The sequence below is a fragment of the Streptomyces lavendofoliae genome (assembly GCF_014649735.1).
Lineage (GTDB): Bacteria > Actinomycetota > Actinomycetes > Streptomycetales > Streptomycetaceae > Streptomyces > Streptomyces lavendofoliae.
This window is the reverse complement of record NZ_BMTP01000003.1, coordinates 413,712-439,446: the sequence shown is the minus strand read 5'-3', so window position 1 is coordinate 439,446 and position 25,735 is coordinate 413,712. Positions and strand designations below refer to the sequence as shown.

26 protein-coding genes, 1 tRNA gene and 2 pseudogenes are annotated in these 25,735 nt (G+C 68.8%); 10 read left to right on the top strand and 19 right to left on the bottom strand.

The features are described from left to right. Positions 1–232: 232 nt before the first annotated feature. Complete coding sequence (locus IE109_RS07665) at positions 233–577, bottom strand: WhiB family transcriptional regulator (RefSeq protein WP_058940833.1); 345 nt, start codon at positions 575–577, stop codon at positions 233–235. Positions 578–1,133: 556 nt separating this feature from the next. Between IE109_RS07665 and IE109_RS07660 the strand changes: the two genes are divergently transcribed. After that, the gene (locus IE109_RS07660; RefSeq protein ID WP_189549976.1) at positions 1,134–3,467 is read left to right on the top strand and encodes a transglycosylase domain-containing protein; all 2,334 of its coding nucleotides are present in this window, start codon (positions 1,134–1,136) and stop codon (positions 3,465–3,467) included. A 278-nt stretch (positions 3,468–3,745) separates the two neighbouring features. On the opposite strand, the gene IE109_RS07655 is transcribed toward IE109_RS07660, so the two are convergent. After that, positions 3,746–4,210 (bottom strand): GatB/YqeY domain-containing protein, encoded by a 465-nt coding sequence (locus IE109_RS07655; RefSeq protein WP_189549975.1) that lies wholly within the window; start codon positions 4,208–4,210, stop codon positions 3,746–3,748. A 78-nt stretch (positions 4,211–4,288) separates the two neighbouring features. Here IE109_RS07655 and IE109_RS07650 point away from each other — a divergent pair, with 78 nt between their 5' ends. From IE109_RS07650 to IE109_RS07640, 3 genes are all read left to right on the top strand, one after another. Further along, on the top strand, positions 4,289–5,227 hold the full coding sequence (locus IE109_RS07650) for a metallophosphoesterase (RefSeq protein WP_189549974.1): 939 nt from the start codon (positions 4,289–4,291) through the stop codon (positions 5,225–5,227). Positions 5,228–5,363: 136 nt separating this feature from the next. Next, on the top strand, positions 5,364–5,588 hold the full coding sequence (locus tag IE109_RS07645; protein WP_189549973.1) for a hypothetical protein: 225 nt from the start codon (positions 5,364–5,366) through the stop codon (positions 5,586–5,588). A gap of 108 nt (positions 5,589–5,696) precedes the next feature. Further along, a tRNA-Pro gene (locus IE109_RS07640) sits at positions 5,697–5,770 on the top strand. Between the two features lie 97 nt (positions 5,771–5,867). On the opposite strand, the gene IE109_RS07635 is transcribed toward IE109_RS07640, so the two are convergent. From IE109_RS07635 to IE109_RS07565, 15 genes and pseudogenes are all read right to left on the bottom strand, one after another. Further along, entirely contained in the window at positions 5,868–7,037 is a 1,170-nt protein-coding gene (locus IE109_RS07635; RefSeq protein ID WP_189549972.1) for a site-specific integrase, read from the bottom strand. Further along, positions 7,037–7,219 (bottom strand): helix-turn-helix domain-containing protein, encoded by a 183-nt coding sequence (locus tag IE109_RS07630; RefSeq protein WP_189549971.1) that lies wholly within the window; start codon positions 7,217–7,219, stop codon positions 7,037–7,039. Before IE109_RS07630 ends, IE109_RS07635 begins: the two co-directional genes overlap by 1 nt. Further along, positions 7,209–8,558 carry a replication initiator gene (locus IE109_RS07625; RefSeq protein WP_189549970.1) on the bottom strand — a complete coding sequence of 450 codons (1,350 nt, stop codon included), beginning with the start codon at positions 8,556–8,558 and terminating at the stop codon, positions 7,209–7,211. Before IE109_RS07625 ends, IE109_RS07630 begins: the two co-directional genes overlap by 11 nt. A 104-nt stretch (positions 8,559–8,662) precedes the next feature. Then, a complete protein-coding gene (locus tag IE109_RS07620; RefSeq protein WP_189549969.1) occupies positions 8,663–8,971 on the bottom strand; it encodes a SpdD-like protein in 309 nt (102 codons plus the stop codon). Positions 8,972–8,991: 20 nt separating this feature from the next. Then, a complete protein-coding gene (locus tag IE109_RS07615) occupies positions 8,992–9,147 on the bottom strand; it encodes a hypothetical protein (protein WP_189549968.1) in 156 nt (51 codons plus the stop codon). A 15-nt stretch (positions 9,148–9,162) separates the two neighbouring features. Beyond that, complete coding sequence (locus IE109_RS07610) at positions 9,163–9,342, bottom strand: mobile element transfer protein (protein ID WP_189549967.1); 180 nt, start codon at positions 9,340–9,342, stop codon at positions 9,163–9,165. Positions 9,343–9,355: 13 nt separating this feature from the next. Continuing rightward, a complete protein-coding gene (locus IE109_RS07605; protein WP_189549966.1) occupies positions 9,356–10,066 on the bottom strand; it encodes a DUF2637 domain-containing protein in 711 nt (236 codons plus the stop codon). 26 nt (positions 10,067–10,092) lie between these two features. Then, complete coding sequence (locus IE109_RS07600) at positions 10,093–10,305, bottom strand: hypothetical protein (RefSeq protein ID WP_189549965.1); 213 nt, start codon at positions 10,303–10,305, stop codon at positions 10,093–10,095. A gap of 83 nt (positions 10,306–10,388) precedes the next feature. Next, positions 10,389–11,756, bottom strand: a complete 1,368-nt coding sequence (locus tag IE109_RS07595) for an FtsK/SpoIIIE domain-containing protein (RefSeq protein WP_189549964.1) — start codon at positions 11,754–11,756, stop codon at positions 10,389–10,391. A 5-nt stretch (positions 11,757–11,761) separates the two neighbouring features. After that, entirely contained in the window at positions 11,762–12,109 is a 348-nt protein-coding gene (locus IE109_RS07590; RefSeq protein WP_189549963.1) for an SCO3933 family regulatory protein, read from the bottom strand. 185 nt (positions 12,110–12,294) lie between these two features. Beyond that, on the bottom strand, positions 12,295–13,116 hold the full coding sequence (locus tag IE109_RS07585) for a protein phosphatase 2C domain-containing protein (RefSeq protein WP_189549962.1): 822 nt from the start codon (positions 13,114–13,116) through the stop codon (positions 12,295–12,297). After that, positions 13,113–13,964, bottom strand: a complete 852-nt coding sequence (locus IE109_RS07580) for a sigma factor-like helix-turn-helix DNA-binding protein (protein ID WP_189549961.1) — start codon at positions 13,962–13,964, stop codon at positions 13,113–13,115. The genes IE109_RS07585 and IE109_RS07580 overlap by 4 nt, the downstream gene beginning before the upstream one ends. A gap of 175 nt (positions 13,965–14,139) precedes the next feature. After that, entirely contained in the window at positions 14,140–14,529 is a 390-nt protein-coding gene (locus IE109_RS07575) for an ATP-binding protein (RefSeq protein ID WP_189549960.1), read from the bottom strand. A gap of 97 nt (positions 14,530–14,626) precedes the next feature. Then, a complete protein-coding gene (locus IE109_RS07570; RefSeq protein WP_189549959.1) occupies positions 14,627–15,478 on the bottom strand; it encodes a helix-turn-helix domain-containing protein in 852 nt (283 codons plus the stop codon). Positions 15,479–15,946: 468 nt separating this feature from the next. Then, positions 15,947–16,716, bottom strand: a pseudogene (locus IE109_RS07565) (transposase). Between the two features lie 466 nt (positions 16,717–17,182). Between IE109_RS07565 and IE109_RS07560 the strand changes: the two are divergent. From IE109_RS07560 to IE109_RS07540, 6 genes and pseudogenes are all read left to right on the top strand, one after another. After that, entirely contained in the window at positions 17,183–18,013 is an 831-nt protein-coding gene (locus IE109_RS07560) for a hypothetical protein (RefSeq protein ID WP_308431338.1), read from the top strand. Positions 18,014–18,200: 187 nt separating this feature from the next. Then, positions 18,201–18,382: pseudogene (locus IE109_RS33035) on the top strand (hypothetical protein); the annotation flags it as partial. A 367-nt stretch (positions 18,383–18,749) separates the two neighbouring features. Next, positions 18,750–19,658 carry an HNH endonuclease signature motif containing protein gene (locus tag IE109_RS07555; protein ID WP_189549957.1) on the top strand — a complete coding sequence of 303 codons (909 nt, stop codon included), beginning with the start codon at positions 18,750–18,752 and terminating at the stop codon, positions 19,656–19,658. A gap of 285 nt (positions 19,659–19,943) precedes the next feature. Beyond that, entirely contained in the window at positions 19,944–20,285 is a 342-nt protein-coding gene (locus tag IE109_RS07550; RefSeq protein ID WP_189549956.1) for a hypothetical protein, read from the top strand. Between the two features lie 545 nt (positions 20,286–20,830). Then, entirely contained in the window at positions 20,831–21,100 is a 270-nt protein-coding gene (locus IE109_RS07545; protein ID WP_229890714.1) for a hypothetical protein, read from the top strand. Between the two features lie 50 nt (positions 21,101–21,150). Beyond that, the gene (locus tag IE109_RS07540; protein ID WP_229890711.1) at positions 21,151–22,557 is read left to right on the top strand and encodes a DUF6177 family protein; all 1,407 of its coding nucleotides are present in this window, start codon (positions 21,151–21,153) and stop codon (positions 22,555–22,557) included. A gap of 103 nt (positions 22,558–22,660) precedes the next feature. On the opposite strand, the gene metG is transcribed toward IE109_RS07540, so the two are convergent. Together metG and IE109_RS07530 are read right to left on the bottom strand one after the other, a co-directional pair. Continuing rightward, on the bottom strand, positions 22,661–24,382 hold the full coding sequence (gene metG / locus IE109_RS07535) for a methionine--tRNA ligase (protein WP_189549955.1): 1,722 nt from the start codon (positions 24,380–24,382) through the stop codon (positions 22,661–22,663). Positions 24,383–24,977: 595 nt separating this feature from the next. Continuing rightward, complete coding sequence (locus IE109_RS07530) at positions 24,978–25,694, bottom strand: Pycsar system effector family protein (protein WP_229890708.1); 717 nt, start codon at positions 25,692–25,694, stop codon at positions 24,978–24,980. Positions 25,695–25,735: the final 41 nt, after the last annotated feature.

The window sequence follows — 25,735 nt, the reverse complement described above, 5'->3', positions numbered from 1 at the left end:
CGGAAGTCGCCGGTGCCGTACGGGCATGACCGTGCGAGCCGATGGCGGTGACACCCACCGCGGGCCGGTGACGTCGGCGCCGGTGACGCGTCGGCGTCAGTGGCGGCGGGCGTCCGTCTCGGCGTAACCGACCGCCAGGCGTCCGGTCGTGGCCGTCGGTCGTCCGGTGCTCCGGTGGTCGGTGCTCCGGTCGTCCAGGCGTCGGCCGTCCGACGGGACCGACGCGGCGGTCCTACCCCACCGCGGCGTACGTCTCGTACGTCTCGTCGTCGTCCAGTGCGACGGGCAGGATGCCCGCGCTCCGCTCGTACTCCGTGCGCGCGGTCTCCAGCAGGCGTCGCCAGGAGGTGACGGTCGGCCGCCGCCGCAGCAACGCGCGGCGCTCGCGCTCCGTCATTCCGCCCCACACGCCGAATTCGACGCGGTTGTCCAGCGCGTCGGCCAGGCACTCGGTCCGCACCGGGCACCCGGTGCACACCGCCTTGGCCCTGTTCTGCGCCGCACCTTGTACGAACAGTTCGTCCGGATCGGTAGTGCGGCAGGCGGCCTGCGCACTCCAGTCAGCTACCCAGCCCATACCGGCGCCGTCCTCTCCCGAATCGAGGCTCCCCCACGGCGGCAGCGGCATATTCACCGCCACCAGTTGAGGACGTTACGGAAGGTGGGCACAGCGCAACACCCCCTTCGGGCCCAATCTTGAATGGTCCGAACGGACTATGCGTAGGCGGCAGATCACCCAGGGGAGTGAGCGAAGGACATGCGTCGTAAATGACGCAGGCCAGGGCGTTCTGGTTGATCCAGAAAGGGCACGCGCTGACGCATCAGAAGGAAACGGACAGGGACCTGCGCGGCTCGGGAACGCGCGGTTCGTGCGGGGGTGGCAACTGCTGTGACAGTTGTGACCAGCTTAGGCCAAGGCCTGTACGCGTGTCCGGAAAACGCGGAGGGAGGCTCCCCGGGCGAGCCGGATGACCCGGATGACCCAGACGACACGGACGAGCCGGACCACCCGGGCGGCCACCCCGCCCCCGCCCCCGCGCCCACCGCCGGCCCATGTCACAACCTGGTACGCGAACCTCCCGGAAGGCCCCCGCTCACGCGGAACGCGGCCACCGACGGATTAGGCTGACTCCATGCCAAAGAAGCGCTCGGACGGTGGTCTGACCGGGACCCAGCAGGCCGCCAAGTTCGTCGGTGTCAGCGTGCTCGCCGGAGCCGTACTGGCGGGCATCGCCCTGCCCGCCGCGGGAGCGCTGGGGCTCGCGGCGAAGGGCACGGTCCAGGGGTTCGACGAGATCCCGGCCAACCTCAAGCGCCCCCCGCTGAGCCAGCGCACCACCATCCTGGACGCGCAGGGTGGCCAGATCGCCACGGTCTACTCCCGTGACCGCACGGTGGTGGACCTCAAGGACATCTCGCCGTACATGCAGAAGGCGATCGTCGCGATCGAGGACTCGCGGTTCTACGAGCACGGGGCCATCGACCTCAAGGGCGTGCTGCGCGCCCTCAACCGCAACGCCCAGTCGGGCGGGGTCGCGCAGGGCGCCTCGACACTGACCCAGCAGTACGTGAAGAACGTCTTCGTGGAGGAGGCCGGCGACGACCCCGACAAGGTCGCCGAGGCCACCCAGCAGACCCTCGGCCGCAAGATCCAGGAGCTCAAGTACGCGATCCAGGTCGAGGAGGAGCTGGGCAAGAAGAAGATCCTGGAGAACTACCTCAACATCACCTTCTTCGGGCAGCAGGCGTACGGCATCGAGGCCGCGTCGCAGCGGTACTTCTCCAAGCGCGCCAAGGACCTGACGCTGGCGGAGTCGGCCATGCTGGCCGGCATCGTCCAGTCGCCGAGCCGCTACGACCCCGTCAACGACGTCCAGGAGGCGACCAAGCGCCGCAACGTCGTCCTGACGCGCATGGCGGCCGTCGGCGACATCAGCGAGGTGGAGGCGGAGCGCGCCCGGGCCACCCCGATCCGGCTGAAGGTCAGCAAGCCGAAGAACGGCTGCATCACCGCCGTCGACGGTGCCGGGTTCTTCTGCGACTACGTACGCGAGGTCTTCCTCACCGACCCGGTCTTCGGCAAGAGCCGCGAGGAGCGCAGCAAGGTCTGGAACCGCGGCGGTCTGACCATCAAGACCACGCTCGACCCGCAGGCGCAGAAGTCGGCGCAGGAGTCGATCGCCAAGCACGTCTACCAGACCGACAAGGTCGCCACGGCCGTGACGATGGTCCAGCCCGGCACGGGCAAGATCGTGGCGATGGGTCAGTCCCGGCCGTACGGCTTCGGGAAGAACGAGACGCAGATCAACTACTCGGTCAACAAGGGCATGGGCGGCTCGAACTACGGCTTCCCGACCGGGTCGACGTTCAAGCCCTTCGTGGCGGCGGCGGCCCTGGAGCAGGGCAAGCCGCCGACGCAGGTGTACCCGTCGCCGTACCGGATGCCCTACCCCTCGTCCGTCTCCTCGTGCAGCGGGAAGCCCTGGGTCAACCAGGGGGACATGGTGGAGAACGAGAACGAGTCGGAGGTCGGCCCGTACGACCTCCAGGACGCGATGGCGATGTCGGTCAACACGTACTTCGTGCAGATGATCGGCGAGATCGGCATGTGCCCGGTCGTGGAGATGACCGACAAGCTGGACGTGGTGATGGGCAATGACGAGAAGCTGCCCGAGCGCCCCTCCAGCCTTACCCTCGGCTCCAACGGCATCTCGCCGCTGAACATGGCCTCCGCGTACGCGGCCTTCGCCAACCGGGGTACGTACTGCACGCCGACCGCCATCGAGTCGATCACGACGGCGGACGGCAAGAGCCTGGCCGTGCCGAAGACGAAGTGCACCAAGGCGATGTCGGAGCGGACGGCCGACACCATCAACAACCTGCTGCGCGGTGTGATCGACTCCGGTACGGGCCAGTCGGCGGGCCTCAGCAGCCGCGACAACGCGGGCAAGACCGGTACGACGGACGGCCGCAAGAACGCCTGGTTCGTGGGCTACACGCCGAACCTGTCGGGCGCGGTGTGGGTCGGCTCCCCGAGCCAGGACGTCGAGATGGAGTACATCACCATCGGCGGCGAGTACCACGACAAGGTCTTCGGCGGGAAGGTGCCGGGGCCGATCTGGAAGGACGCCATGACCGGCGCCCTGGACGGTCACGAGGCGCCGGACTTCGTCAGCGTCCGCATCCCCGACGCGCCGAAGGACCCGAAGGGCAGGGGCAAGCCGGGCGACGACAAGCCCGGCGGCGGCACCGGCGCTACCGGCGGCACTGGCGGTACCGGTGGCACCGGGGCCACCGGCGGCGGGAGCGGCGACGGCGGCGGGGACGCCGCTGGTGGCGGCGGCGGTGACGGGGGCGGGGACGGGGACGGCAAGCCCGGGAACCCCTGGGACGGCATCACCTTCCCGCCGGACCTGATCGGCGGCGGTGACCAGCGCGGCGGCCAGGGCACCGGCGGCCGACGCTGAGCGAACGAAGGGGGCGCCCCACCGGTGATCCGGTGGGGCGCCCCCTTCGTTCGTCCGCGTTCCGCGAGCGGGCACCGGGCCCGCGCCCGTACTCACTCCCCGTACCGGCTCCCGCACCCGTACCCCGTGCGCGCGGGAGCGGCGGGGCGAACCGGGGGCCGGCGGGGCGGGGCGGGGCGGCGACGCGGCGGCGGGGCCGTGGGGCGGCGACCCGGAAGCGCGTGCCGTGGGGCGGCGACCCGGAGGCCAGGGCCGGAGGGGGCGGCCGTCCTGCGGTCTCAGCCCGCCAGCTGCTGCTTGACGGCCGCGGCGACGCGGCCGCCCTCGGCGCGCCCGGCGACCTTCGGGTTCACGATCTTCATCACGGCGCCCATCGCGCGCGGCCCCTCGGCGCCGGCCGCCTTGGCGTCCTCGACCGCCTGGGCGACGATCTGCCTCAGCTCGTCGTCGCCGAGCTGCTGCGGCAGGTACGCGTCGAGGATGACGCCCTCGGCCCGCTCACGCTCGGCCTGCTCGGCACGGCCGCCCTGCGCGAACGCCTCGGCCGCCTCGCGGCGCTTCTTCGCCTCCTTGGCGATCACCTTCTGCACCTCGTCGTCGGAGAGCTCGCGCTTCTCCTTGCCCGCGACCTCCTCCTTGGTGATGGCGGAGAGGGTCAGCCGGAGGGTCGAGGAGCGCAGCTCGTCGCGCTCCTTGATCGCGGCGTTGAGGTCTTCCTGGAGCTTGGACTTGAGCGTGGTCATGCGGACAAGTGTGGCAGGTGCGATGACCCGCACGCCCGCGCATTTCCCGCGCCGCGGCCGGTCTGGGACGATGGCGGTATGCGCGCGCGATACGGAGTTCCCCTGAAAGTCACCGCAGGAATCGCAGCGGTCGGCGCGGCCGGCCTGGCCTACGCCGCCGGGTTCGAGGCCCGCTCGTTCCGCCTCCGCCGGATCACCGTCCCCGTACTGCCGAGCGGCACGCGGCCGTTGCGGATGCTCCAGGTGTCGGACGTCCACATGGTGAGCGGACAGCGCAAGAAGCGGGCGTGGCTCCAGTCCCTGGCGGGACTGCGCCCCGACTTCGTGGTGAACACCGGTGACAACCTCTCGGACCCGAACGGCGTACCGGAGCTGCTGGACGCGCTCGGCCCGCTGATGGACTTCCCCGGCGTGTACGTCTTCGGTTCGAACGACTACTACGGCCCCAAGCTCCGCAACCCGGCCCGCTACCTGATCGAGAAGGCCCAGGGACGGCACGGGCTGAACGGCAACGCGCCGGCCGTGGGAGCCGTGCACAACCCGTGGGAGGACATCCGCGACGCCTTCGACACGGCGGGCTGGGTCAACCTCACCAACACGCGCGGACGCCTCAAGCTGGAGGGCCTGGAACTGGCGTTCACCGGCCTGGACGACCCGCACATCAAGCGGGACCGGTACGACCGGGTCGCCGGCGGCCCCGAGCCGGACGCCGACCTGTCGCTGGCCGTCGTCCACGCCCCGTACCTGCGCTCCCTGGACGCGTTCACCGCCGACGGCTACCCCCTGATCCTGGCCGGCCACACCCACGGCGGGCAGCTGTGCGTCCCCTTCTACGGGGCGCTGGTCACCAACTGCGACCTGGACACCGACCGCGTGAAGGGCCTGTCGACGCACCGCGCCGGGGGGAACACGGCGTACCTCCACGTCTCGGCGGGCTGCGGCACCAACCGCTACACCCCCGTCCGGTTCGCCTGCCCGCCCGAGGCCACGCTGCTGACCCTGACCCCCCGGGACTGATCGCTCACCCGTCCCGTGGGGTGAGGACGGCCCCGTCTTCGCCGCATGGTCCCGCATCGGCGGTCGTCCCGCCGGTCCGCCGTCCGGACGCCGCCGTCCTGCGCGTCCTGATAGCGGCGGCGGCGTCACGGGCGTCGTGATCGACCCGGCGCCGGGCAGCCCGGGCCGGGCGCTCAGCTCCTTCACGATCGAGAGCAACCCGCTGCTCGTGGACGACGCGGCCGCCTTCTCCATGACCGGCACCCCGGCCGGCTGCCCGTACCCCTTTCCCGACGTCGCCACCCACGGCTACGCCGGCGTCCTGGCGCCCGCGCCGTGGTCATGGGCGGGCCCCCTCTTCTACGCCCCGGCCCTCGCCTGATCGGCCTGGAACGGATCAAGCCCAGCTTCCGGGCCCCCGGGAATCGGATTTCGTCTCCGGGCGCCGGTGGGCTAAAGTAAACGACGTCGCCGGGACACACGGCGACATCGGGGTGTAGCGCAGCTTGGCAGCGCGCTTCGTTCGGGACGAAGAGGTCGTGGGTTCAAATCCCGCCACCCCGACAGCTGAAACACCAGGTGAGGCACCTACTGAAGTCAGTAGGTGCCTCACCTGTTTCTTCCTGCGTGTCTATCTGCGTGACTACCGCTTCCCGCGTTTCTACGGCCGCTGATCCTGCGTGCCGAAAATCCCGTCCATGACCACGGCGCCGGTCTGGATCACGGGACGGATCTGCTTCCGATAGACCTCCTCGGTCACCGCCGTTCCGGAGTGGCCGACGAGCCGGGAGATCTCTTCGAGAGGGACGCCCCGGTCGGACAGCAGGGACACGAAGCTGTGCCGGAGCTCCCGGGGTGTCCACTCGTCGGCGTCGACCCCGTCGACGTCCTTGAGGGCCTGGCGGAAGGCGCGGCGGACGTTGGCCGCGTCGAGCGGCTTGCCCACGGCCGAGGAGAAGACGAGCCCGTGTTCCTCCCACTTGTCGCCGGCGGCGAGCCGGTCCCAGCCCTGATCCTCGAATTGTCGCCAGAGCGCTTCGACGCAGCGCGCCGGCAGAGCGAGGGTGCGCCGGGACTTCCGGGTCTTGGTGTCCCCACCCCGCCGGACCGAACGCCACACTGCGATGTGCGGAGGCTGCGGCGGATCGGCGTCCGGCGTGCCCTTCAGGAAAACGTGGTCCCAGGTGAGCGCCCGCAGCTCCTCGGTACGGGCACCGGTCAGCAGGGCGACGACGATGTACGCATACATCGAGGTGCCTTCGGCGCCCTTGAGTACCGCCTCAGCCTGAGCGAAGGTGAGCGCCTTGGACGGTCGTCCCGGTTGCCCCTGGGGCACTGAGCACAGCTCGACGACGTTGCGCTTGACCTTGTCCCGAGCCATGGCCCGCTTGACCGCACGGTTCAGGCACGAGTGGATCGCCTGGAGCGTGCGCGTGCTGAGTGTCTTCGCCTTGGCGGCCAGCCAGCGGTCGACGTCTTCGGCGCTCAGGTCCCGCAGCTTGCGAGCGCCGAGGGACGGGATGACGTGCGTCTGACTCAGGATCGCGCATGTCTTGGCCGTGCTGGGGTCGATGCCCACCAGGCCGTACGTGAGCCAGTCCGTCACGGCGTCCTTGACCGTGTAGTTGGTGGGAGCGATCGCGAGACCGTCCTCGTGGTCCCGCAACACCTCCTTGAGCTTGTTCTTCGCCTCCGTCTTGGTCTTTCCGCTCCCCCGCTTGACGATCCGCTTTCCGCTCGGATCGAACCCGAGGTTCGCCGTGGCGATCCACCGTTGCCGCTTCTCGTCCCAGTGCAGGCCGCCGTCACCGCGGCTACGACGCTTGGTCATCAGGCCGCACGCTCCATCTGTTCCGCGATGAAGTCGCCCAGGGCGGAGGCCGGGATACGCCGGCATCGACCGATGGTGACCGAGGGCAGCCGTCGCGTACGGATCAGGTCGTACACCGTGGACCGGCTGAGCCTGAGACGGGCCATCACCTCCGCAACAGTGAGCAGTTCGTCATTGCGCACGGTCGGGTTCTCCTTCTGCGTCGTGGGAAGCGGGCTGCGAGGACGCAAAGAGGGCTTCTGCGTCCGTGAGGCCGGTGCCGGCGAATCGCCAGTGGGAGAGGACCAGGACGGTGTCCGGGTCGGGCAGCGGGTGGCCGGCCTCGGCCGCGCGTGCGCGGGCCAGTGCTTCGTTGTGGTCGGCGCGTTCCTGGCGGAGGGCGCCGAGGGTGACGGAGTAGGCGCGGGATTTGGTGGAGAAGTGGCCGCGGAAGCCGAGCATGTGGGCCCACTTGCGTAGGCGCAGGTCTTCGAGCTCAGGCTGTGCGCCGAGGTGCCAGCAGGTGAGGATCATGCGCCGGGCGTGGTCGGTGACGTTGGAGCCGATGAGGTCCGTGACCGGGTTGCGGATGGGCCGGTCGAGGGTGCCCGCGGTCTCGGCGCCCTTGGTGGCGTACTTGGCGATGTACGCGGCTACGGCCCGGCTGGAGAGCTCCGAGGTGCCTGCGAAGTCGGCGGAGCGGATGGGGCGGATGTCGAGCTGTTCGCCGAAGCGGAAGGCGTACGCGGGTCCGTCGAGGACGGGGCCGGGTGCCTCGGCGAGGCGGGCCGCCGAGCGGATCGCGTCGGTGAGCAGTTCTGTGGTGGCCCAGGCCGGCGGAGTGTCCTCGGCGCCGTCCGGGCCGTCGAGGCGGATGACGGCGTGGAAGTGGACGGCGCCGCGCCGCTGGTACTCGGCAACTTTGGCGTACGACACCTTGAGGCAGTGGCGCAGCGCGGAACGGGTGACGCCCGCGCGGGAGGCGAGCTGCTGGCGCAGGTAGGTGGTGAACCGGCCCCAGAGTGCCCCGGCGTGCGCGTTCCACAGGACGGCCGCGCGGTAGTCGTAGCGGTCCGGGTCCAGGGGCGTGCCGAGAGCGGGATCATCCTCGGCGTGGAGGCGTCCGCAGCGGCACCGGCCGCCGCCGGGGCGGTTGTGGACGGGACCGAAGGACGGGGCGGTGAAGGTGGCGAAGACGCGGGGGTGTCGGGAGACGGCCGGGCCAATGCCCTTGCCGCCGCTCAGGCCGGCGGTGACCAGGTGGAAGGTGTCCTTGCGGTACACCTCGGCGCAGGAAGCGCACCGGGTGGCACGGCGGTTGTTGCAACGGATGAGGAGCTGACCGGCCGGAAGGTCACGGTCGGTGATCTCTCGGACGATCTCCCCCGTGGCGGCGTGGACGTCGAGCCGGTGGCCCTCCATCCGTACGGGCCGCTCACAGCCGCCGAGACGCTGGATCTGTCGGGCGTAGGAGCTGAGGTTGCCGTACCGGGCGAGGGTGGCCAGGTGGCGGATGGCTCCGAGTGGAGCCGGGGCGGGCATGTGCGGGTTCCTCCTTGCAGGAGCGGGCGTCCAGAGCCAGCGCCCGGCTTCCCTGTCGAGGGGACTAGACAGTGTGGGTAAGCCGGGCGGGCAAGGCCGAGGAGTCAGCGGCGGCTGAGAAGAAGGGAGCGGATGACGACTGCGCACACGGCCACGGATGCGGCCGTGACGGCGACGGCGAGGAGCATGGAGACCAGAACGGCGCCGACGACCAGGACCACGGCGGTGCCACCGCCGATGAGGGCGAGCGCTGTGCTGGGAGCGAGCTGGACGGCCGGGCGGGGCGGGACCGGGGTGACGGAGGCCGGTGGCGGAGCCAGGACGCCCGGCGTGATGGTGGTCGGTGCGACGACGGCGGGTGGGGCGACCAGGCCGGTGGGCTGCGGCATGGTCGGGACCTTCGGTCGGAACATGAACGGTCTCCCTTCGCGGGTCAGTTGAGGACGGCGTCGATGACGGGGGCGAGCAGACTGTCGGCGAGGAGGTAGCCGCCGACGAGCAGGACGGTGATGAGCCACCAGGGCGGGCGGATGAGCTTGACGCCGAGGACGCCGACGACGAGCAGGGTGAGCCAGAGCGGAACGTCCACTTCGGTGGTCTCCTGTCAGGCCGAGCAGCGGTGGGTACGGGCGGCGAGTTCGGCGGCGGCGCGGCTGTCGTACTCGGCAGAGAAGTCGCAGCGGGGCGCGGTGCAGGCGGCGACGTGGCGGTTCTTGCCACGGTCGACGTAAGAGGCGACGTTCACGGGGCCTATACGGCGGACGTTGCGGAAGCGCCGGTGCATGGTGGTGCTCCTCTCAGAGATGAGCGGCGACGGATGCGGTCATGGACGGGGGCAGGCCGAGTCGGGCTCGTATGGCGTCGGGGTCGGCGGGGTGGCCGGTGATCGAGCGGTGTTCGTCGGCCAGGGCCCGGATGCGATCGACGAGGGCGGGCGGCAGGGCGACGGCGGAAGCGGTCACCGGGGCCTGGGTGGCGACCGGTTCGACCGTGGGTTCCGGAGCCTGTCCGGGGTCGGTGGATGCCGGGAGTGCCTCACGGTCGGGCTGGTCGACGGTAGGCGAAGCGAGGTACAGGTCGGCTTGGGTGTCTTCCGTCGAGGAGGAGGCCGGAGCCGTCGGTGTTTCCGGTACGTGCGCAGCATGGGCCAGCAGCGTTCCGCCGAAGAAGGCGACGGCGGGCCAGCCCGCGACCGTCACGCGGAGCCAGGCAGGTACGTCCTCCAGGTTGAGGAGCCCAGCCGTGGCGACATTGGCGCCGAGGGACGCGGCCAGGGCCACCAGGAACCACAGCTGCGGGCCTCCGGCCGCCTGTCCCGCTCGCTGCTGCTGACGCATCCGGCGCCAGGCGGCGACCAGGAGCAGGTCGACGCTCACGGGGTAGGCCCATGCCTTCCAGCCGTCCTGTCCGGCCGCCGCAGCCAGGTCGTGCAGGTGGGAGAAGGACAGGGCACCGGCGATGACGGCTTGGACGATCACGGCGTCCACTCGGGCCAGGTGAGCACGCATCGGGGCTCGGTCTCCTTCCGGCGTGATCAGTCGGTGGGCTTGGGCGAGTCGGCGCGCGCACGGGCGAGACGGGCCACCTCGGCGGTCTCGGCGTCGCCGGGCGTGTGGTCGGCGATGCGCTCCAGCAGGTCCGCCTTACGGCCCATGAGCGTGGCGTACTCGGCGGAGGTGCGGTTCTGCCGAAGCGCAGCCAGGTCGGCGATGAGTGCGCTGATCTCGGCGATTGAGGGACGTGGCACAGGGCTTCCTTCCGGCTTCGGGCATGGGATGGGTAGGGGCATGGCGCGAGGCGGTCACGCCGGCCGTGGGAGAAGATGCGTGGTTACTCGGTCACCGGGCGAGTGGTAGGCACCGCGGCAGAGGGCGAGGGCGACCCGGTCGGTTCGGTGGCGATGACGGGCCGGAAGGAGTCGAGTCGGGGCAGTTCCGGGACAAGACCCGAGGTGTCGCGGCAGACGGCCGCCGCGTCGTCGAGGGTGAGGTGCGGCGAGCGGACGCGGGACCAGCCGCCGGAGGAGTCACCGACGACCGCGACACCGGGCCGCTCGGCCGGGATGGAGGTTGCGGCCAGCGCCGCTTCCGGCGCGATGTCGCCGAGCGCCATGTTGGCGGACGTCTCGTCATTGACGCGGTGGCAGACCCGTCCGGTGAGCTGGGCGCGGAGCATGGTGGCGCCCTTGCCGAGTTCGGCGCCGAAGCGTTGCCCGCACACCTCCAGGTAGATGCCGGCCGCGCGACCGAGCTGGGCGAGCCGGATGAGCTTGGTGACCATGGCGTCTCTCCGCTTCTCGTCGTCCTTGCTCGCGGCGAGGAAAAGTTCGGCGACCTCGTCGACGACGACCACGACCGGCACAGGCCGCACCTTCTCCGGCAGGCCCCAGACGTCCGAGGTGAGGACGGCGTCCGGACCGGTCCCGCCCGCCACGCCGATCAGGCGGAACCGTGCCTCCATCTCCTCCACCAGGACGTCCAAAAGATCGTTCGCACGGTCTGGCGTATCGGCGAGCGCCGACAACCGCGGCGCGAACGGCGCCAGTTCCACACCCCACTTGCAGTCGATGCCGACGAGCGCGACGGGTTGCCGGGCCAGCCCGCACAGCAGATTCCGCAGGTACACGGACTTGCCCGACTGCGTCGCGCCGAGGATCAGTTCGTGCGGCACGGTGCGGAAGTCCCGGACGTGCCAGTGCCCGTCTTCGCGCAGCGCCAGCGACAGGGACAGCGGTTCGGTCCGCAGCCACCGCCGCGCGGGCCGGACATCGGCGAGGACGTCCCAGCCGACCAACCGCAGCTCCAGCCGCCCCGGTTTGGTGGGACGGACGTGCACGGCGTGCGCACCCCAGGCGTGCTGCAGCCGGTCGGCCGAGGCGGTGAAGTCCTCGGGCGCCTGTCCGGCCGCCATGCGCAGCCGCATCACGAGACCGGACCCGGTCGGCAGCGGCAGCGACCGGCGAGGCGGTACGGGAGCAGCCTGCCGCCCCACCATCCGGGCGGTGGCCCGGCGCATGGCCGAGGCGGGCACCGTGAGGCCGCAGGCGTCCATGGTGGCCCGGTATGAGGTGAGCACCCGCAGCGTGGCGACCGGATACCCGACCAGCCACCAGAACAGGACCGGCAGCCGATTGCGCACCGCGACCAGAGCGGCCACCGCCAGCAGTACCGACACCAGAACCCACAGGGCGTCAGTCATGACTCTCACCCCTGTGCCGTCGCCGGAGTGCCGACCATGACGGCGTCCGCCCGGTAGGCGATGCCGTGCCGGGCACGCCCGCCGAACTCGCTCTCCCACGGCCGGGCCACCAGGCCGGACAGGATGACCGGCGCACCCATCACCAGGCTCTCACCGATGCCCTGCTCGGGAACGGTCACCTTGATCATGTCCGAACCGCCGGCCGCGATGAACACCAGCTCCAGCGTCATCAGCCGCTGGTTGGTCACCGGGTCCACGGCGACCTCTCCGGTCTGTCGGTCCCTCACCTTGACCTCAGGCAGCTTGGTGACGAGGAGCGTCGCGGCCGAGGTGTCCACGGGGATCACACGCATTGTCTGTACCTCACTGGGTTGGCGGCGCCCCCGTTGCTCGGCGCCGTTCGAGCTGGATACCCCCCTAGACAGCACAAGGAGGGGCCCGCCCTAACTGTCTAGGGGGGTTGACGTCAAAGGTAACCGACGACCCGTCAACTGTCTAGGGGGGTATACGGGTGTGGCTCAGAGTGCGTGTGAACGCGCTACGGCAGCACCCAGTGAAGGACGGTCGCGTCGTCCCGCGCCTTGCCACGCGGCCAGCGCCGCCCGTTGGGGTCACCGGCCTCAGCTTCGCGTACACGGCAGATCAGCTCATCGGGCCCGGACGAGCCGAGAACAGTCAACACCTCTTGCCAGTCTGCGAGTTCGAAGCGGTCGACGAGTCGTGTCGCGCCGTCGCTCAGCAGCGTCACGGACACCAGCGAGTTTAGTGGCATCGTGCCCGTCAAGGCGTGTTCAGCCGCTCGCGGGTCAGGGCCGGCGATCCAGAAGCCGCCCGGCCGGTTACGGAGCCCGGTCAGGGCGTCCCGGTACTCGGCGAGCGCGGCGGTGTGTTCGGGAGAGCCGGTGGGCAGCGCGTCGACCGGCGCGCGCAGCCGCTTGCCGACCTCGTCCAGACGCCGATCGGTGACGACGGCCGTATTCCCGCCCCTTTCCGCGAGGAGGACCGAGGAGTCGCCTAGGACGAGGTATTCCAGAGTCCCCCCAGCGACCCGGGCACAGGCGACCGTACTCGTCGGGCTGGCCCGGTAAGCCAGGTCGCAACTGTCCTCGTGCAGGGACCGGACGAGGCCGATCGAGTCGGCCAGGCAGTCGGCAAGCGGGCGGGCGGGATGCTCGGTGATGCTGCGCAGCAGCAGGCCGCCCAGCGTCCCGGAAAACCAGGCGACGCCATGTGTGCACCCGGTTTCGCCACCTCCGACGCCGGCACCGTCGAGGAGGACGGCCGCGCCGGGGGCGGCAGCGGCGAAGTCCTCGTTCTCCCGGTCGGGGTCTGCGGGCAGCGTAGCGAGGGCGAACCTCACGCCGGCGTCTCCTCGTCGTGCCGGTACAGGGGGCAGAGCAGTTCGACGGACTGCGGCTCGCTGGTCTCGGGGTCGTATTCGACGCCCACCAGCGTGGAGAACCGATAATCGCCCACCTGGCCCCACAGTGCGTTCAGGTCGTTGGCGAGCAGCTGCACGACGCCGAGGGAACCTTGCGTATGGATACCGGCGATGGCCAGCAGCGAGCCCTTGCCGTCCGGGCGCGACAGCCTGCCGAGGTATCCGACGTCGTACGGCCGGGCCGGATCACTGTCCTGTCCCGACCGGTACACGGTGCCGGTCCGGCGGTCCACCACTGTCCAGGGTCCGTCTTCCGGGCTCTCCCAGTTCAGTACGGGGTCCTGCGCGTACGTGTCCCACATTTCCTGGGACATGCGCGGACCGCAGACGACGACCAGGCCGTCCCGGTTGAGGTTGATCTCACCGCTCACCGGTACGTGTTCCGAGGTGACGTCGAGCCCGTACGACCGCGCCAGATCTTCCAGGCGCTTGCCGGAACTGACGTCGTCCACGGCGACGACCGTCCGCCCGCGCTCGTCGTCACGCCGCAGCGGAGTGGCGACGGTGACCGCACCTCTGCCGAGGAAAGCACCTTCCGGCGCCGGACCGGTGTGCCGGATCTGGTGAATACGCCCGCGGCTCAAGCCGGCCTTTGCGGCGATCTGCGCGTACGACAGCCCTTGCGCATGGAGGTCCTGCACCACACGCCGACGGAGGCGGGCCAGCTCGGTCACCTCCTGCTGCGCGTCGGCCAAACGGGTCGTGACCTCACGCAGGAGCAGGTACGGATCATCGATCGCCATGATCCGTTGCAACTCGTCCGACATGACTTCACCTCCTAGGAATACCCAGGAGTCTAGGGCCCTAGACGGTATGGGCGAGAGGCGCCGTCCCGTACGAACACCGATCACGTAGAACCGGGACCGTCTCCGAGGCACACCCCGCGGACTCACCCGCCACCGCCCGCATGACAGCCGCGGGCCACGGTCGAGCGGAGTCTGATCACGCCCCCTCCCGTACCAGGTCGGCCCATACCGAACGTCCGTCGGGCCAATGCTTCACGCCCCAGTCCTTGGCGCAGGCCGCGATTAGCACCAATCCGCGCCCGCCCTCTTCCTGACTGGTCACGTCGCACAGGTCCGGCACGCGTTCGCCGCCTTGGTCAACCACCTCGATCCGTACAAGATCGTCACCGAAGCCGACGATCACGAGGAACCAGCCGCCGACCGCGCCGCTCAGCGAGTGCCGCACGGCGTTGGTCGCCAACTCGCTCACGATCAGGACGGCATCATCGACGGGACCCCGGTCGGTGATCAGGGATGCGACGAAGTGACGGGCATGGGCCACTTCCTCGGCGAGCCCGGGGAAGGCTCGGCACCACATGGAGAGCATGGATGAACACCTCAGTTCGTCTAGGGGGCTAGACAGCACAGCGGCAGAGTATTCCCACGCCCACCCCAGGAGCTAGGCATCTTGAGGAATTATTCCTCTAAGGGGTGACGGTGTCTCCCAAGTCGCGGAACTCCTTCATCGCCCGCAACAGCAGCTCCCGCACCTCACCGCCGAAGATCGCGGCCCGCTCGAAGCGACCGAACGTCTCCTCGTACGCGGCCAGTTCGGCGGAGTCGACCGACACCCGCTCACTATCGAACGCCTCCACCACGACCGCCCTCCGGTCGCACAACGTGAACCCGTGACGAGGCAGCACCGGCACCGGCCTACGCCAGGGGACAATGCCGAGCCGTACCGTGCTCAGACTCTCGACAGCCAGCAGCCGGTCGAGCTGGGCGAGCATCAGCGCCGGGGTCCCCGGCCACGTCCGCAACACGGCTTCCGTCAACACGAACACCGACTCCCGCCCCGGCTCGTACAACACGCTCTGCCGCTCCACTCGGGAAGCAACAGCCCGGCCCACCGTCTCAGGCGTCGCGTTCGGCACGCCCTGGAAGACGTGCCGGGCGTACTCCGCGCTCTGGAGCATGGCCGGCAGAACAACACACTGGAAGGAGCGCACCAGCCGGGCGGAGCGAACCTCTTCATCGACGGTCATACCGACCGGAGTCGCACTGCCTTCCGGTTGATCGGAGTCCGCAGCAGCCGCTACGGCGTCCAGGAGGTCACGCACCTCACGAGCAGTCGACTCGTCGAGGCCAAGGGCGCGTGAGAGCCGGTCGAGCACATCGAAACTCGGAACCATGCGCCCGGTCTCGACCTTGGACACGGTCGGCTGCCCCACACCGGCACGCTGCGCCAACACGGCACCCGTCAGGCCGGCCTCTGTACGAAGCACACGAAGACGCGCGCCGAGCGCCCTCATTCGCTCCCGCCGTTCACTCCCCATGTCCAGGGTTCTACACCACGAGGCAGCAGACGCCGGGTGCGCAAGCCACGTTGATCACCAGCAACCGAGCCTGATTCAAACTTTCTCTACTGGTTCAAGGCCCGCGCACGGCGCGGGCGCGCGCCGCCTCTGCGGCGCGGCCTGCCTCCTGTCTGCGCCCCGGCTGGCCGCGCCCGGCGGCGCGCTCGGCGGCTGCGGGCATGAAGGTGAGAGACACCCTCTGTGGCTGGGGCGGTCGGCTCCACGGCTTTAGGCAGCCACTTTGGGGCGAGCCTCGAAGATCATGGCCCCAACGTCGTGCTTTAACGGGCAGGTCCACAGACTGCCCGACTCGCCGGAAGCTTACGGGGCCATGATCACTCGCCCCAAAGCAGCTCCAGCCCAAAGCCGCTCCGCCGCCCTAAGGGTTGTCCCGTTAAAGATCTTGGATTCGCCTCGGGCGTAGCGGCCCACCGTGCCACGTGCGACCTATCCGATGAGGGAGAGGTTGTGCATCCGGGCGATGCCGAGCATGGCGTGGTGGACGCCGTCGCCTTTGAGGCGGCAGTCGCGGAGGATCTTCCATGTCTTCATCTGGGCGAAGACGTGCTCGACACGGGCGCGGACCCGCTTGTGGGCCCTGTTGTGTTCCTCTTTCCAGTCCGGAAGTTCTGCCTGGCCGCGTCTGCGACGGTGCGGGCAACGAGTCCGGTTCCTGGGTAGCCGCCGTCGGCGATCGTGAGGGTCTTGCCGACGGCGGCCTTGGCGCCGGATTCCTCCCATGCCTTGCAGTCGTTGCGGTTCCCGGCGAGCGGGCGGCCGACCACGACGACCAAGCGGGTGTCGGCGTCGATGACGACCTGGTGGTTGGTGGAGTACCGGTAGTTCTTCGACCGCTCGGCGATGGTGTGGTCGCGGGTGGGGACCAGGGTGCCGTCCACGATGAGCACGGTGTCCTTGGCGAACCGCTCGCGGGGCCGGAGCGCCAGCAGGGGTCCGAGGTGGTTGATGACCCGGCTGGCCGTGGACTTCGAGATGCCGAACAGCGGGGCGAGCTGCCGCAACGTCAGATTGGTGCGCCAATATGCCGTGACCAGCAGAACTCTGTCCTCCAGCGGCAGACTCCATGGTCGGCCCCGGTGAACCACATCTGCTCCATCGCGCCGCAGCGCGGTCAGCAGCTTGCCGAAGCGGCGCGGGCTCAGCCCCGCGAACGGGGTTATCCAGGACGGCTCCGACGCCGTGATCACAATCGCCACTTCTTCATGATCTCAACTTCAAGGGGTTCGGCCACGGCCTGCCGATGGAGATCGTGATGGACCATCTCCTGACCGGCGGCGGTCCGGACGGAATGGACGCGTCAAGGTCGTCCCTGTCCAGGTGGTACATGGCGGCGATCGGGGACCTGCTCGCGGGCCATCTGCCGGCAACGGATCGGCGGTAGTGCTCTCCCGGGTGGCGCCCGTGCCGGAACTCTTCGTGGGGCGGCCACGAGGGCCGTTGTCAGAGGCGATTGGCAGGATTGCGGCCATGAATGTCACTCCTGCCACTCCGCCACGGCCGATCGACGTTGCCGCGGTCTTTCCCCAACTGGCCCCGCTGGCCCGCACGGCGACCCGCCTGCACCCCCGCCCTGGGGCGCCGACGTGGCACGACAGCTCAATCGGCGGGCCGCTGCTGTGGCCCGCTGAGGAGCCGTGGCCGCACTGCAGGGAACCGCATGTGGTGGACGGCATCAACCCAGCCCTGTCCCCGGCGGACCTGCGGCTGGAACGACGGATCTTCGCCGCCTCGCACGGCCGGGACCTGACTTCGGAAGAACGGGAGACTCTCAAGCGGATCCGGCCCCCTCGGACGTATCCGGTGAGGCTGGCGGTCCAGGCGTACGACGGCCCCATAGCGATGCTGCCCGTCGCGCAACTGTACGTACGGGATGTGCCCGATCTGAGCCCGCCGGAGGGCAAGGACCTTCTCCAGGTTCTGTGGTGCCCTTTCGATCATCCGATCATGCCCAGGACCCTGCTCTTCTGGCGTTCCGCAGCCGCCGTCACCGACATCCTCGACACGCCCCCCGAGCCGCCCGCAGTGCAGTTCGACGGCTATCTACCGGAACCGTGCGTGCTCGAACCGGAGCAGATCACCGAGTACCCAGACCATCTGGAGCTGAGCGAAGAACTGCGGGAGCAGCTCAAGCAGTGGAGTGTGCCGCAGGCAGCTGAGGAAGACATGGACCCGGACACGTACTACGACTGTGTGCTGTCCAACGCACCCGGCTGGAAGGTCGGCGGCTGGCCCGCTTGGGACTCCACCGACCCCAGCCCACGGCACTGCTCCAAGTGCGGCACCGGCATGGAGGTCCTGATGACCGTCGCCACGTTTGAGCAAGGGAACGACGCCGGGAACAGCTGGTCTCCGCACCCCCACCCAGGTGCTGGACCGTACCCCGGCCACCGCGGCTACAACGCGACCGGGGTCCAGATAGGCAGCGGTTACCGGCAGCACCTGTTCGTCTGCCCGGCGGAGCCCGAGCATCCGCACATCGAGTTGATGACGTAGCCCGTCCGCAGTGTGGAGCCGGGGCGTCACGGTGCGGGCATGCCGTGACGCCGGGTGGCCGCGAGGCTCAGGGTGCCTACCTGCGGCCCGACATCCGAGAAGGAACCAGGCCATCCCTGACACGACCGCGACGCATCGCCCCAGGTTGAGCGCGCCCTGGTGAGCTCGCCGGTCGGTGAAGCGACGCGGCCGTCCTTTCGCCTGGGTGGACGACGAACAGAGCGAGCTGGACCAGACGTACGTGACCGCCCACCACCAAGGGACCGAACTCCTGCACCACGTCAACCCACCGATCGGCCTACGAGAGACGACTTCCACACGCTGGCCGACTTCGCCCGGTCCCTGAGCACCTCACAAACCACCAGCTGACCACTCCACCAGCTCTTTAGACCGCTCCGCACCCAGAGCCAAGATCTTTGCGGGACAGCCCTTAGGTGCCTTAAACCTCCCCCTCCGAGTCGAGCTTCTCGGCCACGAAGGCCTTCACGATGCCACCCACGACAGCACCGATGACGATCTTAACCAGCGACATGATCTTGCCCATGTTTCCGACCTCCGCACCACTCGTTCGAATGGGCCTCATTGACCCTGCACACCAGCCTTCACTCCCCCCAGAGTCTCGGTACGCAAGTGGAATGTTATTGACCAAACTTGACCCCCATTGACCTGGAGAGTCACCCTCCTGGTTTGCGATACTTGACCCTCCACCAACTGACGCGATCAATCAGGAGAGGGCATGATCAAGATTCCCGGCGAGGACGACTTGCCCTCCGGCGCCCATCGAAATCTCTTGACCAATCTTCATGACCTTTACAGGCGCGCCGGATTCCCTGGAATCAAATCAATCAGCAATGCATCGACTCGCCTGAATGATAATTGCGACATTATTTCCCATCAGGGCGTGTCTAATACCCTATCCGGGAAATCAATTCCACGATGGAGCAAACTTGAATCACTAGTAATCGTGCTCGCATCCCTGGATGTAACTCGACCTGAACCCAGAAAGGTCGCTCAGGAATTTCAATCCCTATGGATCAACCTCGTAGCCCCACCCACCACGAATAACGACACCACAGAACCTCCACGTAGAATCCTCACGAATCAACATGCGCAACCTTCACCCATCGCAGTAACGGCGCCGACCTTCAAGGCCAGTCGAGGAATTTCGACAAGAATCAGAAGAGACCTTCAACTGGAGGCGGGAGGAAAGTGCTCCGTACCGAACTGCGGAAGCGAGACAATTGAATTGTCCCACATCACTCGCATTAGCCACGGCGGGGCGAATAAATTCGGAAACCTAATCTGCCTCTGCCCCAATCATCACGCATGGTTCGACAGAGGTCGCTTCTCGGAACAGGAAATTCGGCTCCTCAAAGCCCGTTTCGCCTGGAATCAGAGGCGCTACAGTGACGTCGAAATTATGTGGCTGGGAGTATTTTCAAAACGTGGTGGCACACATTTCGTTCACCCGAGCAGCGATCGCGCCTCGTTGCATTCTCTTGAAGCCGATGGATATATCGAGCTGACGGATTCCGGTCTTGATGACTCAAAGGACTCGATGGACACGTGGCGCCTCACAGACATGGGCACCCGTCTCGCGGCTGTATGGAGCGATTCGGGCGCTCCCCCGAGCAATATCAGGTAGCAAACGACATGAGGGCATGAACGTGCAGGTCGCACCGTTGTCCGATCGTCACGTCCGCGTGGATGGAGCCCAGACGGTGTTCTGGTCGAGTTCCCAATGCAGCGCTCATGCACGAGCGCCTTCCCGGGCCGTCCTGGGGCCGTGGAGGGCGCTCGTTGGTGACCAACGCTGACAACTGCCGACAGCAGCGCGGCAGTTCAGAGCGGTGATCGAGTAGACGCCGCAGGTCACGGCCGCCGATGATCAGTTGTGGCTGTGCAGCAGCGCAGCGCGTCATCATGAAGCATGGGGATTGATCTGGAGCTGCACTCGTCACGGCCGGCACGCAACAACTGGCGCAAGTCCCGCGCAACGCTCCTGCGGAGCTCCTACGGGCACGGCGACGCACTGGCCGATGCACTCGGCTCGCTCCAGCTCCTCGGAGTACCGGGAAGGCTCACCGCCGTCGACCCGTACGGGGACACGTTGATGAATGAGCAGGAGGCCGCGGCTGCCCTCCTGGAGATCCACGGCTTGAGACGGAGTTGCGCTGATGAGCGTCAGCTCGCTGCGCTGGACGATCTCACAGCGCTGCTGGAACAGTGCGCGGCTACCCCAGGCAGCTACTTGTGGTTCGCAGGCGACTGAAGATCCCGCCAGCTTGTCGTGTGAGTGTCTAACTGCGTGACAACGCCGACGGACAGCGGCGGACAACCGCGCACACCTGCGGACCATCGCAGCAGGTGAGAGCCGCGCGGCCCCGAGGTCGAGGACCCACACAAGTTGCTTCGGGACGAAGAGGTCGTGGGTTCAAATCCCGCCACCCCGACAGCTGAAACACCAGGTCAGGGGCCTGATCCGCGAGAGCGGGTCGGGCCCCTGAGTGGTTTGTGCCCGGATGGGTTTCTCCCCGGTCGGCGTCGGCGTGTACCGGCGGACTGAACACGTCGCGAGCCGTCTTCATGCACTGCCCATGGATGCCATGTGGTCGTTGATCGACATCTCGGCGTGGTAGCCGTCGAAGTCCGTCACCTCGTCGCACATCGCCTGGGCGTCCTCCGGACCGACTGCTCGGCTCTCGCCCCCTCGCCTTCCCCGCCGCGGAGGTCGGCGAGGTCAACGTCATCGGCACGGGAACGTGGATCGACGCCGGCGGACAGCCGCAAACCGAGCCGCAACTCATCGACCTGTCCGTGTCTCCAGCTCCGACCGGTCTGGCGGCCGAGCTGTCGGTACACCATGACATCTGGGGGTGGTACGACTTCTCCGGCCGCCCGCATCCCGACGTGTACCGGCACAACGCCCCGCGGCTGGCGGCTGCCATCAAAGAACTCAGCAGCGTGCTCGGACTGCCCCCTGAGCCCGGCGAGCCCACGTACTTCGGTTCGGCCACGCCCGATGGACTCGCAACGCCAGATGCCTATGACGACGGCATGGGGCCCGACCTCACGAGCAGGCTGTAACGACGGTCGGCCGCTCACCTCGGCGGCCGATAGCCACCTGAAGGAATGATGTGACCCAGGACGTCATCGCCCTCACCCCACAGATGCCGGATGCCCGTGGTGTGCTCGCCGGCCTGTACGCCGGAGGGCCCGATCTGCGGGTGAGCAGCAGCGCCGAGGGGGCTGTCGTGCAGTTGCATACCGGGGACGGACGGCCCGTCGTGACGGTCGACGTGCCACTGTTCGTGCAAGTGCCGGGCGAGGTGAGCCGGTTGCTCGGTACGGGCGTGGAGACCGGGTCACCGGTGTGGTGGACCGAGGTGCGGGCGACGACCTCGATTGCGGAGGCCGGGCGTCTGGCCGGGTCGGTGGCCGGGCGGCTGGCATCGCTACTGGGCGGGTCCACCTGGCCTGCCGACGCCGCGCACACCAGCGTCGTCCCCGTCCCCTCGCCGGACGATGACAGCCCCGCCGGCGGTCCCGTCGCGGTGGATGTCCTTACAACCCGGGCCGCCGTGATCCTCCAGGACCGACCGGTTGTCGCCGCGACCACCTGGCTCACCGACCTGATCCAGAGCACCGTCCAGTCAGGGCACGAGCTGCAGATCGTCACCCCGCCCGGCACTCGACTGACCCTGCCCACCCGCGGCCTCCTGGCCAAGGTCCCGGCCCGCTGGGTGGTCCAAGACCCCCAGTGCGGCTACTACGACGGGCTCACCGGCGCCGTCCTCCACTGGGACGAGGACCGCTTCACCGAGGCGACACCGGCCGACGGCCGGACCCCCCTCGCGGACGCCTTCCAGACCGGCGCGCTCGCCCGAGGCGAACAGCAACTGCATCTCTCCATCCGGGCCATCCACCCCGCGACCGACGACCTCCTCCTCGGTGGCGCCCTGGAAGCCGCATGGCAGACCCTCACGGGCGCCCCACCCGCCGGCTGGTCCACCGCCGAACCCGTGAACCTGCCGTGGTCTCCAAGGCAGCTCACCGAACTGGCCCGCGCCCGCGCCCAGAAGGGCGCCTCGACCTGGCTGGTCGCCGTCGGCGCCCCGGACAGGCCGGCGATCGCCACCTGCCGCGTGATCCACACCCCGGCGGGGATCGAGGAACACCTCACCCTCGCTCTCGGCTGCACCACGGACACCATCGCGCCCCTCGATGTCCTTCCCGAGCTGGCCGAGACCCTCGCCACGCGGCACAACCTGACGTCGATGCTGACCCACCTGCGCCCCGCCCGCACCGATCTGACCACTCCGCCCCACCACGAACCGCCGCCCGTCCCGGTCTCCTTCACACTCGGCCCCGACGCCGTACGCACCATCGGCCGAGCCCACGCCGAATCCCTCGAGGACCCACGCCCGATGCGCCTGGGTTCCGCTGTCTGCCCTACCCTGCACTACGCCCTCGGCGACGGCAGCGACGCCGCCGCCTGGCACCGTCTCCAGGACCTCAACAGCCGCCTGAAGGCCCGCCAGTGAACTTCCAGCCGAGGTTTGCCGACACGGGTGGGCATTGCGCGACCGGCAGCACCACTGGGGCCCGGCGCGTCAGGCACAAAGGCGGCGGAGCGCCTCAGCACGGTCAGGCGTCCGGGGCACCGCCGAAGCGCTCACGGTAGGACTCCAGGTCCTCTTCCGTGATCTTCGCGAAGAGCACCGGCGGCACGGTGAACGCGGTGCCGGCCGGGACGGCGTCCTGGGACTTGGCCTGCTCGGCGGTCACCCAGGTCGCGGTGTCGTTCTCCAGGGCGAAGGCCCCGCGCATGGCGGCGGCCGTGGCCGGGATGAACGGCTCCGAGACGACCGCGTACAGGTGGATCAGGTTCATCGCGGTACGCAGGGTCAGCGCGGCACCGTCGGCATCGGTCTTGATCTCCAGCCAGGGAGCCTTCTCCTCCAAGTAGGAGTTTCCGGCGGACCACAGGGCGCGCAAAGCCGCGGCGGCCTTGCGGAACTGGAGCGCCTCCATGTGCTCCTCGTACTCGGCCAGCAGACGCGCGATCTCCTCGCCGAGCTTCGCCTCCGCCTCGCCGGCGGCGCGGCCGTCCGGGACCTCGTCGCCGAACCGCTTTCGGGAGAAGGACAGGACGCGGTTGACGAAGTTGCCGAGGGTGTCGGCGAGGTCCTTGTTGACCGTGGTGGTGAAGTGCTCCCAGGTGAACGACGAGTCGTCCGACTCGGGGGCGTTGGCGATCAGGAAGTAGCGCCAGTAGTCGGCGGGGAGGGTCTCCAGGGCCGCGTCGGTGAAGACGCCGCGCTTCTGGGAGGTGGAGAACTTGCCGCCGTAGTACGTCAGCCAGTTGAAGCCCTTGACGAAGTCGACCTTCTTCCACGGTTCGCGAACACCCAGCTCGGTGGCCGGGAACATCACCGTGTGGAAGGGGACGTTGTCCTTGGCCATGAACTCGGTGTAGGTGACGTCGTCCGCCTCGTACCACCACGACTTCCAGTCGCGCCTCTCGCCTTCCGGGGCGGCGTCCGACCACTCCTTCGTCGTGCCGATGTACGCGATCGGCGCGTCGAACCAGACGTAGAAGACCTTGCCCTCGGCGGCCAGCTCCGGCCAGGTGTCGGCGGGGACGGGCACACCCCAATCCAGGTCACGGGTGATCGCGCGGTCGTGCAGGCCCTCGGTCAGCCACTTCCGGGCGATCGACGAGGACAGGTGCGGCCAACTCTCGCTCACCGAGTCGATCCATGCCTCGACCTCGTGCTGGAGCTTGGACTGCAGCAGGAAGAGGTGCTTGGTCTCGCGGACCTCCAGGTCCGTGGAACCGCTGATCGCCGAACGCGGGTCGATCAGGTCGGTCGGGTCCAGGACACGCGTGCAGTTCTCGCACTGGTCGCCGCGGGCCTTGTCGTAATCGCAGTGCGGGCAGGTGCCCTCCACGTACCGGTCCGGCAGGAAGCGGCCGTCGACCGGCGAGTACACCTGCCGGATCGCGCGCTCCTCGATGAAGCCGTTCTCGTGCAGCTTGCGCGCGAAGTGCTGGGTGATCTCGACGTTCTGCTGCGAGGAACTGCGGCCGAAGTAGTCGAAGGCCAGCTCGAACCCGTCGTACACGGCCTTCTGCGCGTCGTGGGCCTGCGCACAGAACTCGGCGACGGAGAGTCCGGCCTCCTTGGCGGCCAGCTCGGCCGGCGTGCCGTGCTCATCGGTGGCGCAGATGTAGAGGACGTCGTGACCGCGCTGGCGGAGGTACCGGGAGTACACATCCGCCGGAAGCATCGACCCGACCATGTTGCCCAGGTGCTTGATCCCGTTGATGTAGGGAAGCGCGCTGGTAATCAGGTGTCGAGCCATCCTCGGATGCTCCATTTCGTACGTACGGCGCCGGTGACAGTGCCACGGCGAGCCCAAGTCGGCAAGCTGCAGACGATGCGATCACAGGCATCGGCGACGTCACACATCGTGACGGAACGGGTCTGCGGGCCACCGCCATCGTATCGAAACGGGGGTTTCCCCATTCCAAAGATTTTCGGCCGACCCCCGGCGGAGCGCGAAGGCACTCGGCCGTCCAAGACAGGCGGCCAAGCGAGTCCCGTACGGCCGAGGCGCTCCCCATCTTAGGACCACCGCCACGCCGCAGATCGGCGCGCGCCACCCATCCGCACGCTCACACAACGGATGGACCGCATGATCGAAAAGCGCCAGGTCCAGCGAATTGGCCGTCGTCGTGGGACAAGGCTATGTCGGGCTGCGCTCGCGGTGTGAGCCGCCGAAGACATCCCCTTCCGCGTACACCGAATCACTGACCACACGCGTCAGACCCGGCACTCCCTCATCGGCGGGGCTACGCGGAAGACCCTGCTTCTGGATGTCGGACACAGCCCAGTGTGCCCGATGGGTTTCTCCCCGGTCGGCGTCGCGTGTGCCGGCGGGCTCGCGGGACGTGTCGCTAGGTGCACGTTCCCATGACCACGCCCAGGACTGTGAGCAGGCAGAAGACCGTGCCCCATGCCAGCGCGTGGCGTATGCAGCAGCGGTACTTGGTCCAGGCGATCCGGGACAGGATCGCCAGTTGGGCGAGGTCGCGCGCCATGGGGTCCGTGTGGCGGACCGCCCGTTCCAGTTGGGCGATCGACGTGGCCAGCCGCGCGTCGCCGAAATAGTGGGTACGGGAGCGGCGGGGGCTTCCGAGCCGCGGGGTGACGGCCATGCCCAGCAGGACGAACGTGGGGACACAGGCCGCGCAGCCCGCCCAGAGGAGGAGCTGCGGGACGACGGCGTACTGGCGCGGGGCGATGACGCCGCTGCCGACCGCGCCCAGCAGGGCGGTGAGGGCCGCGCCCAGGGAGGCCAGCATGAGGCCGGCCTTGTTGTCGGCCCTCACGAGTTCCTCGCGGGCCTCGGTGAGGAGGACCCTGGCGAGTTCCGCCGCTCGGTCGGTTCCGGTGCCGGTGCCGGTCCCGACGCCGGTGCCGGTGTGGGTGTGGGTGCCCGAACCGGTCACCGTGCCCGAGCCCGTCGAGGTGCCCGAGCCGGTCACCGTGCCCGAGCCGGTCGAGGTGCCCGAACCGGTCACCGTGCCCGAGCCCGTCGGGATGTCGGTGCCCGTCGAGGTGTCGGGGCCGGTGTCCGGGTCCGTGCCGGTCCCGGGCCGGGGTGTGGACATGCTCCCCCTCCGTGTTCCGTGGGTGTGACGCAGCCGCCCCG

Excerpts from the sequence above, each read along its gene's own strand:
- IE109_RS07665 (WP_058940833.1), bottom strand. The coding sequence starts at position 577 with ATGGGCTGGGTAGCTGACTGGAGTGCGCAGGCCGCCTGCCGCACTACC.
- IE109_RS07660 (WP_189549976.1), top strand. The coding sequence starts at position 1,134 with ATGCCAAAGAAGCGCTCGGACGGTGGTCTGACCGGGACCCAGCAGGCC.
- IE109_RS07655 (WP_189549975.1), bottom strand. The coding sequence starts at position 4,210 with ATGACCACGCTCAAGTCCAAGCTCCAGGAAGACCTCAACGCCGCGATC.
- IE109_RS07650 (WP_189549974.1), top strand. The coding sequence starts at position 4,289 with ATGCGCGCGCGATACGGAGTTCCCCTGAAAGTCACCGCAGGAATCGCA.
- IE109_RS07635 (WP_189549972.1), bottom strand. The coding sequence starts at position 7,037 with ATGACCAAGCGTCGTAGCCGCGGTGACGGCGGCCTGCACTGGGACGAG.
- IE109_RS07625 (WP_189549970.1), bottom strand. The coding sequence starts at position 8,558 with ATGCCCGCCCCGGCTCCACTCGGAGCCATCCGCCACCTGGCCACCCTC.
- IE109_RS07620 (WP_189549969.1), bottom strand. The coding sequence starts at position 8,971 with ATGTTCCGACCGAAGGTCCCGACCATGCCGCAGCCCACCGGCCTGGTC.
- IE109_RS07610 (WP_189549967.1), bottom strand. The coding sequence starts at position 9,342 with ATGCACCGGCGCTTCCGCAACGTCCGCCGTATAGGCCCCGTGAACGTC.
- IE109_RS07605 (WP_189549966.1), bottom strand. The coding sequence starts at position 10,066 with ATGCGTGCTCACCTGGCCCGAGTGGACGCCGTGATCGTCCAAGCCGTC.
- IE109_RS07595 (WP_189549964.1), bottom strand. The coding sequence starts at position 11,756 with ATGACTGACGCCCTGTGGGTTCTGGTGTCGGTACTGCTGGCGGTGGCC.
- IE109_RS07590 (WP_189549963.1), bottom strand. The coding sequence starts at position 12,109 with ATGCGTGTGATCCCCGTGGACACCTCGGCCGCGACGCTCCTCGTCACC.
- IE109_RS07580 (WP_189549961.1), bottom strand. The coding sequence starts at position 13,964 with ATGTCGGACGAGTTGCAACGGATCATGGCGATCGATGATCCGTACCTG.
- IE109_RS07575 (WP_189549960.1), bottom strand. The coding sequence starts at position 14,529 with ATGCTCTCCATGTGGTGCCGAGCCTTCCCCGGGCTCGCCGAGGAAGTG.
- IE109_RS07570 (WP_189549959.1), bottom strand. The coding sequence starts at position 15,478 with ATGGGGAGTGAACGGCGGGAGCGAATGAGGGCGCTCGGCGCGCGTCTT.
- IE109_RS07555 (WP_189549957.1), top strand. The coding sequence starts at position 18,750 with ATGATCAAGATTCCCGGCGAGGACGACTTGCCCTCCGGCGCCCATCGA.
- IE109_RS07550 (WP_189549956.1), top strand. The coding sequence starts at position 19,944 with ATGGGGATTGATCTGGAGCTGCACTCGTCACGGCCGGCACGCAACAAC.
- metG (WP_189549955.1), bottom strand. The coding sequence starts at position 24,382 with ATGGCTCGACACCTGATTACCAGCGCGCTTCCCTACATCAACGGGATC.
- IE109_RS07530 (WP_229890708.1), bottom strand. The coding sequence starts at position 25,694 with ATGTCCACACCCCGGCCCGGGACCGGCACGGACCCGGACACCGGCCCC.